Here is a 16,202-nt window from a genome sequence, read left to right on the forward strand (position 1 = left end):
GGGCGACAGCGCTGTCCGGACGCCTCAGGGTAGCGGGCGCGACACAGGGGGCACGAATTTCAGCGGACGACGACCAGTCCGGAGGTGAACGCCAAGGCCGTGGCCTGGGCCCGGTCGCGGCAACCGGTCTTGAACAGGATCCTGGAGATGTGGGTCTTGATGGTGCCCTCGCCGACGAACAGCCGCCGAGCCAGCTCGGCGTTGCTCAGCCCCTCGGCCAGCAAGGCCAACACCTCGCGCTCCCGTGCGGTGAGCCCGGCGACCACCGTGCTGGGGGCGCCCAGGGTGGGCAGCGCCGTCAGGGCGGCCAGCACCTGGCCGGCCACCGCCGGATCGAGCCACACCTCGCCGTCGGCCACCCGGCGAATCGACGGGGCGAGATCGTCGGGATGCCGCTTGAGCACGTAGCCGGCGGCCCCCGCGCGCAGGGCGCGGACGACGTCCGGGTCGCCGTCGAAGGTGGTCAGCACCAGCACCGGCGGGGCGTCGTCGGCGGCGCAGACCGCACGGGTCGCCTCCACCCCGTCCAGCCGCGGCATCCGGATGTCCATCACCAACACATCGGGACGGCAGTCGAACACCAGCGCGACCGCCTCGTCTCCGTCGGCGGCCTGCCCGACCACCTCCAGGTCGGGTTGGGCGTTCAGCACCGCGGCCACGCCGGCGCGGATCAGCGGATCGTCCTCGACGATCGCCACCCGGATCATCGGACGCCCACCGGAAGTCGCGCGGCGAGCCGGTAACCGTCCTTGTGCACCCCCGATTCGAGAACGCCGCCGAAGGTCCGCAGCCGGTCGCTCAGGCCTTCCAGTCCTCGTCCGCCGGTGGCTGGCAGCGGTGGCGGTGTGCCCACGGCGCGGGCGGCCGAGTCGACGATGTCGACCTCGAGCTCGGTGTCGTGCCAGGCCAGCATGACCCGGCAGCGGGTGCCGGACGGCGCGTATTTGAGCGTGTTGGTGATGCCCTCCTGGATGGCCCGGTAGACGGCGGTCTGGGCGGCGTCCGGCAGCTCGCGGCGGCGTCCGGTCTCGGCGAAGGTGACGTCGAGCCCGGCCTCGGACGCCAGCGACAGCAGCTCGGGCAGGTCGTCCAGCAGCGGTGCGGACGCGGTCATCCGGTCGCGGGGCATCAGCCGCAGGGTGGCCTGGATCTCCTCCATGGCACGCCGCGCGGTGGTCTCGATGCCGCGCAGCGTCGCCGGATCGCCGCCGGACGCGGCCCGTGCGGACGCCGCCTGGACCAGTACGGTGGTGATGGTGTTCGCGACCCCGTCGTGCAGTTCGCGGGCCAGTTCGACCCGCTCGTTGTGGGCTGCCTCGGCCCGCAACCGCTCCTGGTCGGCCTGCCAGGCGCGCAGCCGCTCACTCCGCCGCAAGGCGCGGCGTCCGGCGACCCAGACGGCCAGCCCGGAGGCCAGGTTGAGCAGCAGGCCCTGGGTGAGACCGATCCATTTGCTGTCGAACCAGGCCGACAGCGCGAACGAGTGGGTGACCAGCGGGACCGCCGCTAACCAGCCCCAGCGGGCCCTGGCCGCCGGGGAGTTCGCTGCGACGGCGAAGGTGGCCACCAGCAACCCGGCGACCGGTTGCCACAGCGGCACCAGCAGGGTGACCATCGCGAACGCGACCTGGACGGCGAGCACCGGCACCGGGTGGCTGCGCCGCCACAGCAGGGTGACGTGGGCTGCGGCGGTGGCGACCACGGGCGCCCACAGCGGGATGGCGCCCCCGGAGGCGAGCCGCTGTTGGCCGTCCCAGAAGAACAGGTCCGCGGTGATCGCCACGGCGACCACCAGCAGGCTGCGCAGGGTGGCAGACATCAGTTCTTGTGGCACATCGAGAGCCACGGCATCCAGAAGCACCAGGCGCTGGCCGGGCTCACATCGGGCGGCATCTCGAAGCCCAACGGGGCCGTGCTCGGGGTGGCCAGCTCCAGCATCCACATCGTCGCCTGGGTCGTCACCTCGTCCTTGCGGTGGCCGAACGCACCGACCGCGCGGGCCTGGGTGTGCGGGGTGCTGCCGGTCAGCCAGGCGATGCCGACCGAGGTCGGCGTGGCGCCGGCGCGGAGCGCGGCGGCGACGTCCAGGTCGACCAGCACCAGCCGTTCCTGGACCAACTCGCCGCTGCCCAGCACCGACGGGGTGGTGGCGCCGTTCGCTGTGCCGAAGACCGCCACGAACAGCGGCGACACCTCGCCGGTGTCACTACGCCCGGTGACCACCGCGACTCCAATTGCCGATTCGAGGTCGCGGACGACTTTCGCGAACTTCTTCGTCTGCTTCGCCATGGGAGGACTCCTGTCGGGACGGAATGCCCCACAGGAGCCGTCCGGGCCGGTCCTGATACCGCCGGGCGTCAGGAGATTCTGATGCCGTACAGCTTCTTGGCGTAGGTGCCGACCACCAGCATGTTGCCGTAGACCGCGGGCGAGGCCTCGATGTTCTTCTCCAGTTGCAGCGTCGAGAAGTCCTTGCCGGTGTTCGGGTCGAACAGATGCAGCAGGCCACCGGAGTCGCCCTGGATGCCGTAGACGTGGCCGTCGGAGCCCTGGATCAGCAAGGGCGAACTCCACGAGAAGGCGCCCATGGTGCGCTGCCAGACCACCTGGCCGGTTTTGGAGTCCAGCGCCACCAGGTCGCCCTGCTTCTCCGACGCCGTCCGCGCCATGGTGACGAAGACCAGGTCGGAGACCTCACCGAAGCCCAGCGCCGGGGTGGCCATCATGCCGCCGTTGACGGCGTTGTACTGGGCGTCGATCTCCCACTTCCAGACCTCTTTGCCGGTCAGCGCGTCGATCTTGCGGAAGGTGACCGGGCCGGACTTGCCGCCGGCCTCGCCACGCTTGTCGTATTCGTTGCCGGTGTAGATGAACGGGCCGTCTGGGGTGTCCTCCAGCACGATGCTGGCGTCGGTGTCGTCGCCGGTCGGGAACACCCAGACCACCTGCATGGTGGTGGCGTCCCAGCAGATGATGTTGCCGTCGTTGTCGGGGGCGTAGATCAAGTTGCGGTAGGCGGCCGCCGAACCTTCGATGCCGTACCGGGCGTTCGGATCGCCGGTGTCGTATTTGAGCTTGACGAACTCCGGGTTCACGCTGACCGTCTTGGCGTCCGGGTCGAATGTGGCGTTCAGCTTCACCTTGTAGATCAGCCCGTTCTCGGCCGGTTCCATCAAGGTGTCGGACGCCGCGTTGACCAGGGCGGAGGAGTCGAAGGCACCCCACCCGGCCGGCTTCCGAGCCGGCCCGGACGGGTCGGTGCCGCTCCAGCCGTTGACCTCCTTGTTCTGGATCAGGTCGAATATCCGGTACCGCCATTCACCGGTCTTGTCGCCGTTCTCGTTCAGGCCCATCCCCGAATAGAGCAGCGGGTAGCCCCGCGGATCGACCGAGCCGGTGCCCTTGAAGGCGAAGCCGGTGTCGATCGGCGGCTTGGTGTCCTTGCCGGTGGCCAGATCCATCCGGTACACCTTGCCGTCGACCACCGGGTAGAGCACCTCGACGAAGTTCTCGTCCTGCACCTGCGCCGGGTCGAGGCCCATCGCCTGCTTGGTCTGCTCCGGCCAGTTCACCATCAGCGGCTGGCCGGTCCAGCCGGCGCCCGCCCAGTAGGAGCCCTCGGCCTCCACGTCGCCGGTGTCGTGCGTCCAGGCGATCTCCAGCTTCTTGTCGGTCACGTCGGCGGTGCCGTAGGCCGGCGCGTTGCGGTAGTTGTTGCCACGGAAGGTGAGGACGCCGGGGACCTTGGTGTAGGTCGCCGGGTCGCCGAACGCCACCGGACCGGCCGGGGTGTAGTTCGCGATCTGCTGGTTGTCGCCGTTGAACAGTTGCCAGGTGACCGTGCCGTCCGGCTGGAAACCACGGCTGAACGTGCCGCCGCCCAGCGCGGTGGGCGCCGTCCAGCCCGGCAGCGAGCTGAGCGGCAGTTCCAGCTTGGCCGGATCGGTCTGCGGATTGACCGACGCCGGTGCGCTCGCCGTCGGCGAGTTCGGGCGCGGCGACTCGACGAAGACGTCCGGGGCGGTACAGGCGGTCAGCGTGAGGCCGCCGACCACACCGGCGACGGCGAGACCGAGCAGGGGACGACGGACGTGGCGAGGGGTAACAGGCACGACCGAGAGTCTAGGCTCCGGTTTGGGCCCGTTCGGAGTACCGCACGGTCGTGCCGGCGAGCTTGTCGCCGAAGGTCTGGCCCTCCCGGTCCCACAGCGGCCAGAGGAACCCCAGCCCGAGGGTGGCGACGTCGGCCAGATGGGCCAGGGCGCGCAAACCCATCCGGGTCTGCGACGCCGGTGCCCCCATCGGGTCGAGCACCTGCAGCCTCAGCAGCCGGTGGGCGGGCGACTGCCCGTTCTTGGAGAGCAGCGCGGACGCCACGATCACCACCAGGAACGCGATCCTGCCCAGCCACTGGCCGGTGTCGCTGTCCGGCGACGAACGGCCCACGACGATGGTCCCGAGCAGCTGTGCGAGCAGGGACCACGGCAGGATCGTCCCGATCAGGTACCCGGCGACCCTGCGCCACCAGTGCTTCGACTCGCGCTTCATGGCTCAGAGCACCGGGTGGGTGCCCCAGATCCGCTTGATGTAGTCCTTCATCGACCGGTCGGAGGAGAAGTAGCCGCAGCGGGCCACATTCAGGATCGCCGAGCGAGTCCAGGCGTCCGGGTCGGCGTAGAGGGCGTCCACGCGCTGCTGCGCCTCGATGTAGGAGGCGAAGTCGGCCAGTGCCATGAACCGGTCGTGGTGCACCAAGTTGGAGACCACCGGCTCGAAGGTCATCGGGTCGCCGCCGGAGAAATGCCCGGACGCGATCAGGTCGAGGGTGGCCTTCAGCTGCGGGTTCGACTCGTAGTACTCGCCGGGGTGGTAGCCTTTGGCGCCCAGCGCGGCGACGTCGGGCTCGGACATGCCGAACAGGAAGAAGTTGTCGTCGCCGACCAACTGCCGGATCTCGACGTTCGCGCCGTCGTCGGTGCCGACGGTCAGCGCGCCGTTCAGGGCGAATTTCATGTTGCCGGTGCCGGACGCCTCCATGCCGGCCAGCGAGATCTGCTCGCTCAGGTCGGCGGCCGGGATCAGCCGCTCGGCCAGGGTGACGTTGTAGTTCGCCGGGAAGAAGACCTTCAGCCGGCCCTGCACCCGCGGATCGTCGTTCACCACCGAACCGACCGCGTTGATCAGGTGGATGATCTGCTTCGCCATCCGGTAGCCGGGGGCGGCCTTGGCGCCGAACACGAAGGTGCGCGCGGTGACGTCCGAGGCCTTCACCTTGCCCGAGATGATCTGCTCGTAGGTCGACACGATGTGCAGCAGCTTCAGGGTCTGCCGCTTGTACTCATGCAGCCGCTTCACCATCACGTCGAGCATCGCGTCGGTGGGCAGCTCGATGCCGTCCCGCACCCGCAGCCGGTCGCGCAGCCGGATCTTGTTGGTGTGCTTCGCCTGCGCGAATGCCGCGCGGAACTCCGGATCGTCGGCCAGCGGCGCCAGCTCGTGCAGCCGCTCCAGATCGGTCACCCAGCCCGAGCCGATCGCGTCGGTGATCAGGTCGGACAGGTGCGGGTTGGCCAGCTTCATGAACCGTCGCGGCGTCACGCCGTTGGTCACGTTGATGAATTTGTCCGGCCACAGCTCGGCGAAGTCGTTCAGCACGTTGTCGCGCAGCAGCTGCGAGTGCAGTTCGGCGACGCCGTTGACCTTGATGCCGGCGACGGTGGCCAAGTAGGCCATCCGGACACCGCGGTCGGGGTACTCGGCGATGATCGACATCCGGCCCAGCCGCAGGTAGTCGTCCGGCCAGGTCTCCCGGACCACGTCGAGGAACTCCTCGTTGATCTTGTAGATGATCTCCAGATGCCGCGGCAGCAGCCGTCCGAGCAGATCGACCGACCACACCTCCAGCGCTTCCGGCAGCAGGGTGTGACAGGTATAGGCGAAGCACTTCGAGGTGATCGCCCAGGCCTCGTCCCAGTCCAGGCCGCGCTCGTCGATCAGAATGCGCATCAACTCGGGCACCGCGATCACCGGGTGGGTGTCGTTGAGCTGGAAGACCACTCGCTCGGGCAGGTCGTGGAGGTCGAAACCGCGGCCCTGACCGTCGATGAAATCGCGCAGCGAACAGGCGACGAAGAAGTACTGCTGCTGCAGCCGCAGCTCCTTGCCCTGCGGGGTGGAGTCCTCCGGGTACAGCACCTTGGAGATGTTTTCGGCGAAGGTCTGGGCGCGCACCGCCTGGGCGTAGTCGCCGGCGTTGAAGATGTTCAGGTCGAAGGCCTGGGTGGCCTGCGCGCTCCACAGCCGCAGGGTGTTCACCCGGCCGTTGAGGTAGCCGGGAACCATGTAGTTGTAGGGGACGCCGAGCACGTTCCAGGCCGGAACCCAGCGGGTCCGCTCGACGCCGTTGTCGTCGTAGGTCTCGGTGTGCCCGCCGAAGTTGACCTGGACGGCCGACTCGGGGTGGGCGATCTCCCAGGGGTTGCCCAGGGCCAGCCACGAGTCGGGCTGCTCGACCTGTTCGCCGTCGACGAAGGTCTGCCGGAAGATGCCGTACTCATAGCGGATGCCGTAGCCGATGCAGGGCACGTTCATGGTGGCCAGCGAATCGATGAAGCAGGCCGCGAGGCGTCCCAGGCCGCCGTTGCCGAGACCAGGCTCCACCTCTTGGGCGCGCAGCCGGGTCAGGCTGAGGCCGCAGGCGTGCAGGGCCTTCTCTGCGACGTCGTTGAGGTTGGCGGCCAGCAGGTTGTTGCCCAGCTGGCGGCCCAGCAGGTATTCCGCCGACAGGTAGGCCACCGACTTGGGGTGGTTCTCACGCTGCTTGCGGCTGGTCTCCAGCCAGCGGGCGGTCAGGTAATTGCGGACGGTGTGGGCCAGTGCGGTGTACTGGTCGTTGATCGACGAGCGGGACAGCGCGACGCCGAGGTCGGTGTTCAGTTCGTGCAGGAACTCCTTCACGAACCCGTCGACGGTGTGCGGAGGCGCGGTCACCGGCGCCAACGCGAGCGGGTGGGTCTGCGGGAATTCGACTCCCTGACGGTGCGGCCCGATGGCGGGCGTCTCGTCTGCCGGGGTGAGCGGCGATGGGGCTGACTCGGGCGCGCGTGACTCAGACATGGGGGATACCGTAGCCAACCGACGTTACGGCGAGCACAATCGGCCCGAAGGCGAGATTTGGCGACGGGAGCCCTCCGATCGTGCCGGGTTCAGCAATCAGGCACGTGACGGCGGGCGATGGCGTCCACCCAGGCCGGCGCCACCTGTCCGGCAACCCGCCTGGCCGCCTCGCCGAGGCAGATCAATTCCTCCGGTGTGAGGACGTCGATGACCAGTCGGCGCACCTCGCGCACATGTGCCGGTGCCGCCTCGACCAGCTTGCGACGTCCGGCGGGGGTGATGTGGGCGTTCACACAGCGGGCCTGGCCGCTGCGCCGCTCGATCCAGCCCGCGCGTTCCAGGCGCGCGACGGCGTGCGACAGCCGCGACGGCGAGCCCTGGGCGTGGACGGCCAACTCGGTCATCCCGAGTGCTCCACCCGGACGATCGTTGAGGCCGGCGAGGATGTGGTACTCGAAGCTGTTCAGGCCCGAATCGCGTTTCAGCTGGGCGTCCAATGCTGGCGGCAGGGTCATCATCAGCGCCACCACCGACTGCCAGTCGCGCAGCTGATCGTCGGTGAGCCACGGCGGCTCCTGCGGCGTCTGCTCGGACATGCGCACAGGGTACTCATTTGAACATTCAAATCGTAGCGGCTACAGTGGATTTGAATCTTCAAATCCACTGTTCCACCAGGAGGCTCCGATGACCCTTCTCCGTATCGACGCCAGCATCCAGGGCCCGCGTTCGGCCAGCAGCGCGCTGGCCGACCTCGTGGTCGCCGAGTTCGCCGCGGGCCGCCCCGACGAGGCGATTCGCACCCGGCACATCGGTGCCGATCCGCTGCCCTCCGACGTGTGGGCGACCGCGGTGGGCGCCAACTTCACCCCCGAGGCGTCCCGGACTCCCGAACAGGTCGCCGCGCAGGCGCTGGCCAAGGAGCTCGCCGGCGAACTGGTTGCGGCCGACGCCGTGGTGCTCGCCCTGCCGCTGTACAACTGGGGCGTCTCGCAGCACGTCAAGACCTGGATCGACCTGGCGATCGCCGGTGCCCCGACCGGCACCCGGCTGCTGGACGGCACGCCGACCGTGCTGGTGGTCACCCGTGGCGGCGGCTACGGGCCGGGGACGCCGAAGGAGGGCTGGGACCACAGCATCGGCTACCTGCGCCGGATCGTCGGCGAGGTGTGGGGTGCCGACCTGACCGTGATCGAGCGGGAACTGACTTTGGCACGGGTCAGCCCGGCGATGGCCGGTCTGGTCGAGCTGGCCGACAGCCTGCAGCAGCAGGCCGAGCAGGCCTCCCGCGAGGCCGGACGCGCGCTCGCCGCGCACCTCGACGCCGAGGCGGACGCCGCCTGACGATCTACTCCGGCAGCCAGTTCATCCAGTGGAAGGGGGACGCCTTCATCGGCGCGACGGCGGCCAAGGCCGACGCATGGGATTTCTGCGACCGCGTCCGCGAGGTCGCGCAGACGCCGACGGGTCGATCTGGGTGCTGACCGACGGTCCCGGCGGACGGCTGCTCCGGCTGGCTGCGAGCTGAGCCGGCCGCCACGGCTGTTCGCCGCGGGTTTTCACATCGGATATGTGAAAAACCTTTCAGTATGGGTTTGCTGAGAACACCCTTACGTGAGGAACGGGCCCGCACCTAGATTGGTGCCAGCAGAGGCGTCCCGACAACGAGCGTCGGGCGTCCGGGAACACGGTCGGCTCAGTGTTGAGCCGGGACAGGGAGCACCAGATGAGCAATAGCGACCCGTTGGTCATTGCGATCGATACCTCGACGACGTCCACCAAGGCGATCATCGTCGACCCGAACGGCAATGTGCTGTCCCAGGCCAAGCTGGAGTTCCCGCTGAGCAACCCGCGGACCAGCTTCTACGAGCACGATCCCCTGGACTGGTGGAACACCACCAACGCGACCGTCGGCACGGCGATCGCCGGGCTGAAGAAGAAGCAGCGCAAGCGGATCGCTGCCATGGCGATGACCCATCAGCGCGAGACCTTCGCACCCTTCGACGAAGATGGCGTGCCGCTGCGTTCCGGCATCATCTGGATGGACGGCCGGGCCGCCGACCAGATCCGCCGCTACGGCACCCCCGAGATCCATGCCCTCTCCGGCAAGCCCGCCGACATCACCCCGGCGCTGTACAAGCTGGCCTGGGTGAAGGAGAACCAGCCCGAGATCCTGCCCGAGGCGTACAAGGTCGTCGACGTCCACGGCTACCTGGTCTTCAAGCTGACCGGCCAATGGGTGAGCTCGGTGGCCTGTGCCGATTCCCTCGGCCTGTTCGACATCGCCAAGCAGGACTACGACCCCGGTCTGCTGGAGATCGCCGGCGTCCGCCGCGACCAGATGAGCGAGCTGAAGAAGCCGGGCGAGATCATCGCCGAGGTCGATCCGGCGATCGCCCACAGCTGGGGCCTGGATCACACGATTCCGCTGGTCGCCGGCATGGGCGACGGCCAGGCGGCCGGTGTGGGTGCGGCGGCGGTGTCCGCCGACACCATGTACCTCAACCTGGGCACGGCCGTGGTGGCCGGCGTGCACGGCCCCAATTACGCCTACGGCAAGGCCTATCGGACGTTGGCCGCGGGCATCCCGGACTGGTACGACTTCGAGCTGCTGGTCAGTTCGGGCGCCTACCTGGCCACCTGGTTCCGGGAGGCGCTGGGCAACCCGGCGCTTGGCGCGGCACCCGACCCGGAGCTGGAGGCCGGCGCGGTTGCGCTGCCGGTGGGTTCGCTGGGCCTGATCACGATGCCGTACTGGAACGCCGTGCAGACCCCGCACTGGGATCCGGTCGCCCGCGGTGCCGTCGTCGGCTGGCGCGGCATCCACAAGCGTTCGGCCATGTACCGCTCCATCCTTGAGGCGATCGGCATCGAGATGCGCAACGGCCTGGAGGGTCTGGAGGCCGATACCGGCACCAAGGTCACCCAGATCCGGGCGATGGGCGGCGGCACCCGCAGCCCGCTGTGGCGGCAGATCATGACCGACGCGATGGGCGTCCCGATCACCGCCTGCCTGGAGGACGAGATCTCCGCCATGGGTGCGGCGGTGGCGGCGATGTCGGTGACCGGCGTCCACGGCGAGCCGGACATCGCCGTCTACGCCGAGAAGATGGCGCAGTTCGGCGACACCACCGAGCCCGACCAGGCCAACTACGAGCTGTACGGTGAGGTGGCCGACATCCAGAAGAAGCTCTACCCGGCGCTGCGTGAGGTGAACGAGGACATCCACGCCTTCATGGAGCGGCATCCCGGCTGAGAACCACAATCGCGGGAGGCGCCGGTCTCGGCGCCTCCCGCACGAGTGCTCAAGGAGCCGCACAGTGCGTGCCTACATGTTCCACGGACCCGGCGACCTGCGGTTGGAGGACGTCGAACCCGGCCGTCCCGGCCCCGGCGAGGTCGCGGTCGAGATCAAGGCGGCCGCCACCTGCGGCACCGATCTGAAGAGCTACCGGCGCGGCCACCCGACGCTGTTCCCGACCGGCACCCTGCCGGCCCGGTTCGGTCACGAGTTCGCCGGGGTGGTCACCGAGGTCGGCGAGGGGGTCACCACATTCGCGCCCGGCCAGCGGGTGGTGGCGGCCAACACCTGTCCGTGCGGCTCTTGCTGGGCCTGCACCATCGGACGCGAGTCGCTGTGCGAGAACCTGCAATACCTCAACGGCGCCTTCGCCGAGCAGATCGTGATTCCGAAGGCGATCGTCGAGCGGAACACCTACGAGATTCCCGACTCGCTGCCGTTCGAGGCGGCCGCGCCGCTGGAGCCGCTGTCGACGGTGGTGCACGGCATGGCCGAGAGCGGCATCGCGCTGGGCGACACCGTGGTGGTCAACGGCGCCGGCCCGATCGGCCAGATGTACATCCGGCTCGCTCAGTTGCGCGGGGCGACGGTGATCTCGGCGGACATGTCGGCCGGACGCCTGGCGCAGGCCGAGGCGGCCGGGGCGTCCGTCACGGTCAATCTGGACGGCTGTGAGAGCATCGCCGACAAGGCCGCGGCGATCCGCGCGGTCACCCCGCACGGACGCGGCGCCGACGTCGCGATCGAGGCCGTCGGACTGCCCGAGGTGTGGGAGCAGACCGTGCAATGCCTGCGTCCCGGCGGCACCGCGGTGCTGTTCGGCGGCCCCAAGGTGGGTGCGATGTTCTCGGTGGACGCCGGCGCGATGCACTACCTGGAATACAAACTGATCGGCGTCTATCACCACACCCCGCGCTATGTGCAGACCGCCGTCCATCTGCTGTCGTCCGGCAAATTCGACGGCATGACGCTGTGCACCGAGGTGCGGCCGCTGGAGGCGCTGGTGGAATCGCTGGAGGACATGTCCCGCGGCGTGGGCAGCAAGTACATCCTGAGGCCGTGAGGTGACCCGGATGCTGATGGCGGACGAGCGGGCACAGATCGTCGAGGGCTGCCTGTTCCTGCAGCGCGAGCGGCTGGTGGTCGGCACCGCCGGCAACGTGTCGGTCCGGGTCGGCGACCGGGTGGCGATCTCGCCCAGCGGGGTGGCGTACGAATCGATGACCGCGGCGGACGTCGTGGTCACCGACCTGGCCGGGACGGTGCTGGACGGCGCGCTGCAGCCGTCCAGCGAGCTGCCGCTGCACCTGGCCGTGTACGCCGCCACCGGTGCCGGTGCGATCACCCACAATCACGCCCCCGCCTCGAGCGCGCTCGGTGTGGTGGTGGACGAGATTCCGCCGTCGCACGCCTACTCGGCGTTGTTCGGCGGATCGGTGCGGGTGGCTCCGTTCGCGCTGTTCGGCACCGACCAGCTGGCGGCCAATGTGGCCGCCGCGCTCGACGGGCGTTCGGGGGCGCTGATGGCCAACCACGGCGCCATCACCATCGGAGCGACACTGCAGAAGTCCTTGTCGTTGTTGCCTTACCTGGAATACATCTGCGAGATCCACCTGCGGGCCATGGCCACCGGCGCGCCGATCAGACTGGTGTCCGCACCGGAGATGGCGTCGGCGGTGAAGGACATGGCCACCTACGGCCAACAACCACGAAAGGAAGGCTGACCATGGCGGTCATCACGATTCTCGGTGCCGGAGCGATGGGGTCGGCGCTGGCCACCCCGCTCACCCAGGCCGGCTGGGAGACCCGGCTGTGGGGCACCTGGCTGGACGATCATCTGCTGGACGCCTGCGAGGCGGGCAAGCCGCACCCGCGGACCAACGTCCCGCTGGCGCCGGGCACCAAGCTGTACCGGTCCGCGCAGTTGGACGAGGCCCTGGAGGGTGCCGACGCGGTGTTCGTCGCGGTGGCATCGGTCGGTGTGCCGAAGGTCACCGAGATGGCCCTCGGGGCGATCTCGAAGGCGTCGGTGCTGCTGTGTACCTCGAAGGGGTTCTGGACCGACCCGTCCGGCCGGATCCAGCTTCTCCCGGACGCCATTCGCGCCATCGCCGCCGGCAAGGGTGTCGCGCTGCCGCCGATCGTCGGGGTGGGCGGGCCGTGCAAGGCCAACGAGGTGGCGCAGGGCAAGCCGACCGCGACCATCTACGGCTCGTTGGACGAGGCGACGGCGGTACGGATGGCACGGGAGATCTCCACCGACGTGTACCGGATCGAGCCGACCACCGATGAGGTCGGCGTCGAGGTGTGCGCGCCGATGAAGAACGTCTACGCGATCGCGCTCGGTCTGGCCGACGGGTTGGAAGAGGGCACCGGCTTCCCGCATCACAACCTGAAGTCGGCGATCTTCGCTCAGGCGGTGCGGGAGATGTCGATCGTGTCCACCGAGCTGGGTGCGCGTCCGGAGACCGCATTCGGACTGGCCGGCGTCGGCGACCTGGAGGTCACCGGGCTGTCCGGACGGAACAAGGTGTACGGCGTCCGGATCGGTCGAGGCGAGGGTGCCAAAGAGGCGCTGGCGGCGATGGAGGCGGCCGAGCAGACCGTCGAAGGCGTCCCGGCCGCCGGCCTGGCGCTGACCCTGGTGCAGCAGCGCGAGGGCCTGATCGACCGGCTGCCGCTGCTGCAAGCGGTGACCGCGATCATCGACGGCGCCGACGACCCGGCCGCCCTGGCCACAGCCGCCGCACTGCCGCCGCGGGTCTGAGCGTCGACCCGCCACTTTCCGGGGTCGCCGGCCACCCTGGGTAGCTGCCACGCGCCACCCTGGGTTCACCGGCCACCGGCCACCGGCCACCCTGGGTCACCGATCGCGCGATCGGTGACTGGTTTCGGGATCGATGACGACTTTCGGGCTATTTCCCGAAAGTGGTGGACGTTTCCTGTCATCGGTCACGGATCGCGCGATCGGTGAGTGGCGGGGTGCGTAAGGTTTCGCCGCTGAGCGACATGTAGAGGGTGTGGAAGCAATCGTCGAGCCGGCCGGTCCGGACGCGGTGGACCGCTCGGTGAGCCGGCGGCGGTCGGTCGACGACCGGACGCGGGCGCGGTTCGTCGCCGTGTATACCCAGGAGCATCCGCGGCTGGTTGCGTTCGTGCTGCGCCGAACCGGCGACCGCGGCGTCGCCGAGGACGTCACCGCCGAGGTGTTCCGGATCGCCTGGGAGCGGGTCGGCGCAGGGGTGCCGGATTCAGCCTGGCTGTTTGTCACCGCCCGGAACCTCACCATGGCCCATCACCGCGCCACGCAGCGGTCGGCGGACGTCCGGAAACGCCTGATAGACGCCGGTCTCGGGCGTCTGGACGAACCCCACGAGCGATGGGGCGAGCAGATCGAGGCGGCCTTGGACGCCCTGCCGCCGGCGCAACGCGAACTGCTGACCAGCCACTACTGGGACGGCCTGAGCGGTGCCGAATGCGCGGCCCTGGCCGGCTGTTCGGTCGGCGCAGTCTGGGTGCGGCTGCACCGGGCTCGCACCGCGCTCCGGATCGAATTCGACAAGCTGAAGGGTGAATGACATGCGACTGACCACACTGCTACGGCGGGCCGACCCCCTGCGGGACGCCGAGGAGGGGTTGTCGCCACGGGCGCGGGCGGAACTGCGTGCCCTGATCGGGCCCGAGCCGGCGACCGCCGCCCCCGGCGTCCCCGATGTCCGGGTGCGTCGGCCCGGCTCCCGAAGGGTGCTGGTGGCGAGCGGTGCCGCGCTGGCCACTGTCGCCGTCCTGGCCAGCCTGCTGCTGCAGTACCACACCCAGGGGGTGCCCACCGTGTCACCGGCAGTCACCAGCGGCGTCGCCGGCGCGACCGGGGAGTGGACGCCGACAGCGTCCGACCCCTTGCCGGGACGCCGCGACGCGATCACCGCCTGGGTGGACGACTCGTTCCTGCTGCTGGGTGGCACCACCGCGCCGCCCTGCGCCGACGCGTCCGATTGCCCTGACGACGACGTCCGGCTGCGCGATGGCGCCCGGTATCGTCCGGCCTCCGACAGCTGGACGCCGATCGCCGCCGCCCCCATCCCGTTGCGCCAGGGGTTCGGCCAGGCCGGCCCGTACCCGGCGTCCGTCACCCTCGGGCACACCGTCTATCTGCTGCAGGGCGACGCATTCCTCGGCTACGACGCGGACGCCGACCGCTGGCGGACACTGCCGGCGCCTCCTGACTCGGCGTCCGTCGCCGGCGTGATCGGGAACCGGGTCGTGGCCTACCCCTGGTCGGTCTGTCCCGGTACGGCCAGCAGTTGCGTCGGCACCGATCGGGCGAGGTTCTACAGCTACGACCCGGACGCCGCGACCTGGGCGACCCACGTCACCCGCCTGGCCATGTCGAGCACCGTCTACGGAGCCGTCGTGGCCGGCGGGAAGCTGGTGGTCTCCTGGCCGGACGAGGGCCAGGGTGTCGGCGTCGCGACCGTCGACCTGGCCAGCGGCGTGGTCGGCGTCCGAACGAGCCTGGCGATTGAGCAGCGCCCAGTACCCGTCGCGGTCGGTGACCGGGCAGCGTGGCCGCGGGATGCGTCCGTGAACTGGGTGTTCGACCCGGCAACCGAGGAGGCGACGAAGGTGGAGACGGACGCCGAGCCGGGCCCGTTCTGGGTCAAGGCCGGCGCCTACCAGCGGAACCTGCCGATCGTCACCGCTGGCATGATCTCGCTCGGCGGGCACCTGTACGACCCACGCAACGGGCTGTGGTCGGCGACCCCGGCCCTCCCGGTGCCAGCGCAGGACCCGGTGATCGCCACCGGCCTGGACGCCGTCCTGGCTTGTCACGGCTGGAACGGCAGCGGCTACGCGGACGCCTGCTACCTGCTGCGACCGGCGCCGGCGAGCCAGCAGCGGCCCTGACCGGCAAGAGGGGAGACCGGCAGTGCTCAGTCGGCTTTGCGGTGGGCCAGGATTTCGCGCAGGGTCATCAGCACGCGCTGGTCTTTCGGACGGTTCGCGGCCTGCTTGGAGCGAATGACATCGGCGAGATCAGCGACCCGGACGTCGGTTCCCCGAATGGCGATCGTCAATGCGCTGCGGGTCAGATCGGCAAAGCCGGTGGTGCCGTCGGGGACGAAGGAGATGTCGAGACGTCCGAGGTTCGTGACCAGGTTCCAGACCGAGCTTCCGGCCAGTGACTCGGCGTCGTGAGAGAACGGCAGGCCGTCCGGCTCGCTCTGCGTGTAGACCCGGGCGCCGAGCGCGGTGAGCGCTGCCGAGAGCCGTTCCAGATTCCGAATGGTCTGTTCGGGTGTGATGTCGACGTCCTCGGTGGGGTACGGCGAGCCTTGCAGGACGGCGGCCAGACCACCGATCAGCACGAAGCGGACGTCATGCTCGGCGAGAACCCTCAGGACGCCCGGCGAATCCTGGTTATGCCGTGACACGGGCGGCCCGCAATTCCTCGAAGCCCCGCACGACGCTGTCGTGGTGGGCGAGCCGTTGCTCGGGGGTGAGTTCGAGCAACGGGAAGGTGAGGCTCCAGTCGGATTCGTCGCGCTCGACCAGCATGAGGTCGAGATCGAGATCCATCAGCCGAAGGTAGCGAATGACGTCGTCGAGGCTGGGAGCGGTGCCTCCGGACTCGAGGCGAGCGATCGCCGACTGCGTGGTTCCGGCCAGCGCCGCCAATTGAGCCTGGGTTATTCCGCGACGCTTGCGCCCTTCGCGGACGAGCTGCGCACCGATGCCCTTCATGGAGAAAGTATAGCAAATCTGCTATTGGATGGCGGAAACGGCC

General features: G+C 69.3%; 16 protein-coding genes. 7 read left to right on the top strand and 9 right to left on the bottom strand.

Features of this window, described 5'->3' with window-relative positions; genetic code table 11:
* Positions 1-59: 59 nt before the first annotated feature.
* The 7 genes from QM619_RS10205 to QM619_RS10235 form a co-directional block, all read right to left on the bottom strand.
* The gene (locus tag QM619_RS10205; RefSeq protein ID WP_415107765.1) at positions 60-707 is read right to left on the bottom strand and encodes a response regulator; all 648 of its coding nucleotides are present in this window, start codon (positions 705-707) and stop codon (positions 60-62) included.
* Positions 704-1,819 carry a sensor histidine kinase gene (locus QM619_RS10210; protein WP_415107768.1) on the bottom strand — a complete coding sequence of 372 codons (1,116 nt, stop codon included), beginning with the start codon at positions 1,817-1,819 and terminating at the stop codon, positions 704-706. Before QM619_RS10210 ends, QM619_RS10205 begins: the two co-directional genes overlap by 4 nt.
* A complete protein-coding gene (locus QM619_RS10215; RefSeq protein WP_415107771.1) occupies positions 1,819-2,289 on the bottom strand; it encodes a hypothetical protein in 471 nt (156 codons plus the stop codon). The genes QM619_RS10210 and QM619_RS10215 overlap by 1 nt, the downstream gene beginning before the upstream one ends.
* A 68-nt stretch (positions 2,290-2,357) precedes the next feature.
* Positions 2,358-4,112, bottom strand: a complete 1,755-nt coding sequence (locus QM619_RS10220) for a PQQ-binding-like beta-propeller repeat protein (protein WP_415107773.1) — start codon at positions 4,110-4,112, stop codon at positions 2,358-2,360.
* Between the two features lie 10 nt (positions 4,113-4,122).
* Entirely contained in the window at positions 4,123-4,548 is a 426-nt protein-coding gene (locus tag QM619_RS10225; protein ID WP_415107776.1) for an RDD family protein, read from the bottom strand.
* Positions 4,549-4,551: 3 nt separating this feature from the next.
* A complete protein-coding gene (locus QM619_RS10230; protein ID WP_415107779.1) occupies positions 4,552-7,116 on the bottom strand; it encodes a glycogen/starch/alpha-glucan phosphorylase in 2,565 nt (854 codons plus the stop codon).
* 89 nt (positions 7,117-7,205) lie between these two features.
* Positions 7,206-7,712 carry a MarR family winged helix-turn-helix transcriptional regulator gene (locus tag QM619_RS10235; protein WP_415107782.1) on the bottom strand — a complete coding sequence of 169 codons (507 nt, stop codon included), beginning with the start codon at positions 7,710-7,712 and terminating at the stop codon, positions 7,206-7,208.
* A gap of 88 nt (positions 7,713-7,800) precedes the next feature.
* Here QM619_RS10235 and QM619_RS10240 point away from each other — a divergent pair, with 88 nt between their 5' ends.
* From QM619_RS10240 to QM619_RS10270, 7 genes are all read left to right on the top strand, one after another.
* Positions 7,801-8,457, top strand: coding sequence for an FMN-dependent NADH-azoreductase (locus tag QM619_RS10240; protein ID WP_415107785.1), 657 nt, complete (start codon positions 7,801-7,803; stop codon positions 8,455-8,457).
* Between the two features lie 382 nt (positions 8,458-8,839).
* A complete protein-coding gene (locus QM619_RS10245; protein ID WP_415107788.1) occupies positions 8,840-10,369 on the top strand; it encodes a xylulokinase in 1,530 nt (509 codons plus the stop codon).
* Between the two features lie 64 nt (positions 10,370-10,433).
* On the top strand, positions 10,434-11,477 hold the full coding sequence (locus QM619_RS10250) for a zinc-dependent alcohol dehydrogenase (protein WP_415107791.1): 1,044 nt from the start codon (positions 10,434-10,436) through the stop codon (positions 11,475-11,477).
* Positions 11,478-11,487: 10 nt separating this feature from the next.
* A complete protein-coding gene (locus QM619_RS10255; RefSeq protein ID WP_415107794.1) occupies positions 11,488-12,138 on the top strand; it encodes a class II aldolase/adducin family protein in 651 nt (216 codons plus the stop codon).
* Positions 12,139-12,140: 2 nt separating this feature from the next.
* A complete protein-coding gene (locus QM619_RS10260) occupies positions 12,141-13,181 on the top strand; it encodes an NAD(P)H-dependent glycerol-3-phosphate dehydrogenase (protein WP_415107796.1) in 1,041 nt (346 codons plus the stop codon).
* A 253-nt stretch (positions 13,182-13,434) separates the two neighbouring features.
* A complete protein-coding gene (locus tag QM619_RS10265) occupies positions 13,435-13,992 on the top strand; it encodes an RNA polymerase sigma factor (RefSeq protein ID WP_415107799.1) in 558 nt (185 codons plus the stop codon).
* Between the two features lies 1 nt (position 13,993).
* A complete protein-coding gene (locus tag QM619_RS10270) occupies positions 13,994-15,322 on the top strand; it encodes a hypothetical protein (RefSeq protein ID WP_415107801.1) in 1,329 nt (442 codons plus the stop codon).
* 26 nt (positions 15,323-15,348) lie between these two features.
* On the opposite strand, the gene QM619_RS10275 is transcribed toward QM619_RS10270, so the two are convergent.
* Both QM619_RS10275 and QM619_RS10280 read right to left on the bottom strand, forming a co-directional pair.
* Positions 15,349-15,849, bottom strand: a complete 501-nt coding sequence (locus QM619_RS10275) for a hypothetical protein (protein WP_415107804.1) — start codon at positions 15,847-15,849, stop codon at positions 15,349-15,351.
* Entirely contained in the window at positions 15,836-16,159 is a 324-nt protein-coding gene (locus QM619_RS10280) for a helix-turn-helix transcriptional regulator (RefSeq protein WP_415107807.1), read from the bottom strand. Before QM619_RS10280 ends, QM619_RS10275 begins: the two co-directional genes overlap by 14 nt.
* Between the last annotated feature and the right edge of the window lie 43 nt (positions 16,160-16,202).

It is taken from the genome of Micropruina sp. (genome assembly GCF_047606665.1).
GTDB lineage: Bacteria > Actinomycetota > Actinomycetes > Propionibacteriales > Propionibacteriaceae > Micropruina.

Excerpts from the sequence above, each read along its gene's own strand:
- QM619_RS10205 (WP_415107765.1), bottom strand. The coding sequence starts at position 707 with ATGATCCGGGTGGCGATCGTCGAGGACGATCCGCTGATCCGCGCCGGC.
- QM619_RS10210 (WP_415107768.1), bottom strand. The coding sequence starts at position 1,819 with ATGTCTGCCACCCTGCGCAGCCTGCTGGTGGTCGCCGTGGCGATCACC.
- QM619_RS10215 (WP_415107771.1), bottom strand. The coding sequence starts at position 2,289 with ATGGCGAAGCAGACGAAGAAGTTCGCGAAAGTCGTCCGCGACCTCGAA.
- QM619_RS10225 (WP_415107776.1), bottom strand. The coding sequence starts at position 4,548 with ATGAAGCGCGAGTCGAAGCACTGGTGGCGCAGGGTCGCCGGGTACCTG.
- QM619_RS10230 (WP_415107779.1), bottom strand. The coding sequence starts at position 7,116 with ATGTCTGAGTCACGCGCGCCCGAGTCAGCCCCATCGCCGCTCACCCCG.
- QM619_RS10235 (WP_415107782.1), bottom strand. The coding sequence starts at position 7,712 with ATGTCCGAGCAGACGCCGCAGGAGCCGCCGTGGCTCACCGACGATCAG.
- QM619_RS10240 (WP_415107785.1), top strand. The coding sequence starts at position 7,801 with ATGACCCTTCTCCGTATCGACGCCAGCATCCAGGGCCCGCGTTCGGCC.
- QM619_RS10245 (WP_415107788.1), top strand. The coding sequence starts at position 8,840 with ATGAGCAATAGCGACCCGTTGGTCATTGCGATCGATACCTCGACGACG.
- QM619_RS10255 (WP_415107794.1), top strand. The coding sequence starts at position 11,488 with ATGCTGATGGCGGACGAGCGGGCACAGATCGTCGAGGGCTGCCTGTTC.
- QM619_RS10260 (WP_415107796.1), top strand. The coding sequence starts at position 12,141 with ATGGCGGTCATCACGATTCTCGGTGCCGGAGCGATGGGGTCGGCGCTG.
- QM619_RS10270 (WP_415107801.1), top strand. The coding sequence starts at position 13,994 with ATGCGACTGACCACACTGCTACGGCGGGCCGACCCCCTGCGGGACGCC.
- QM619_RS10280 (WP_415107807.1), bottom strand. The coding sequence starts at position 16,159 with ATGAAGGGCATCGGTGCGCAGCTCGTCCGCGAAGGGCGCAAGCGTCGC.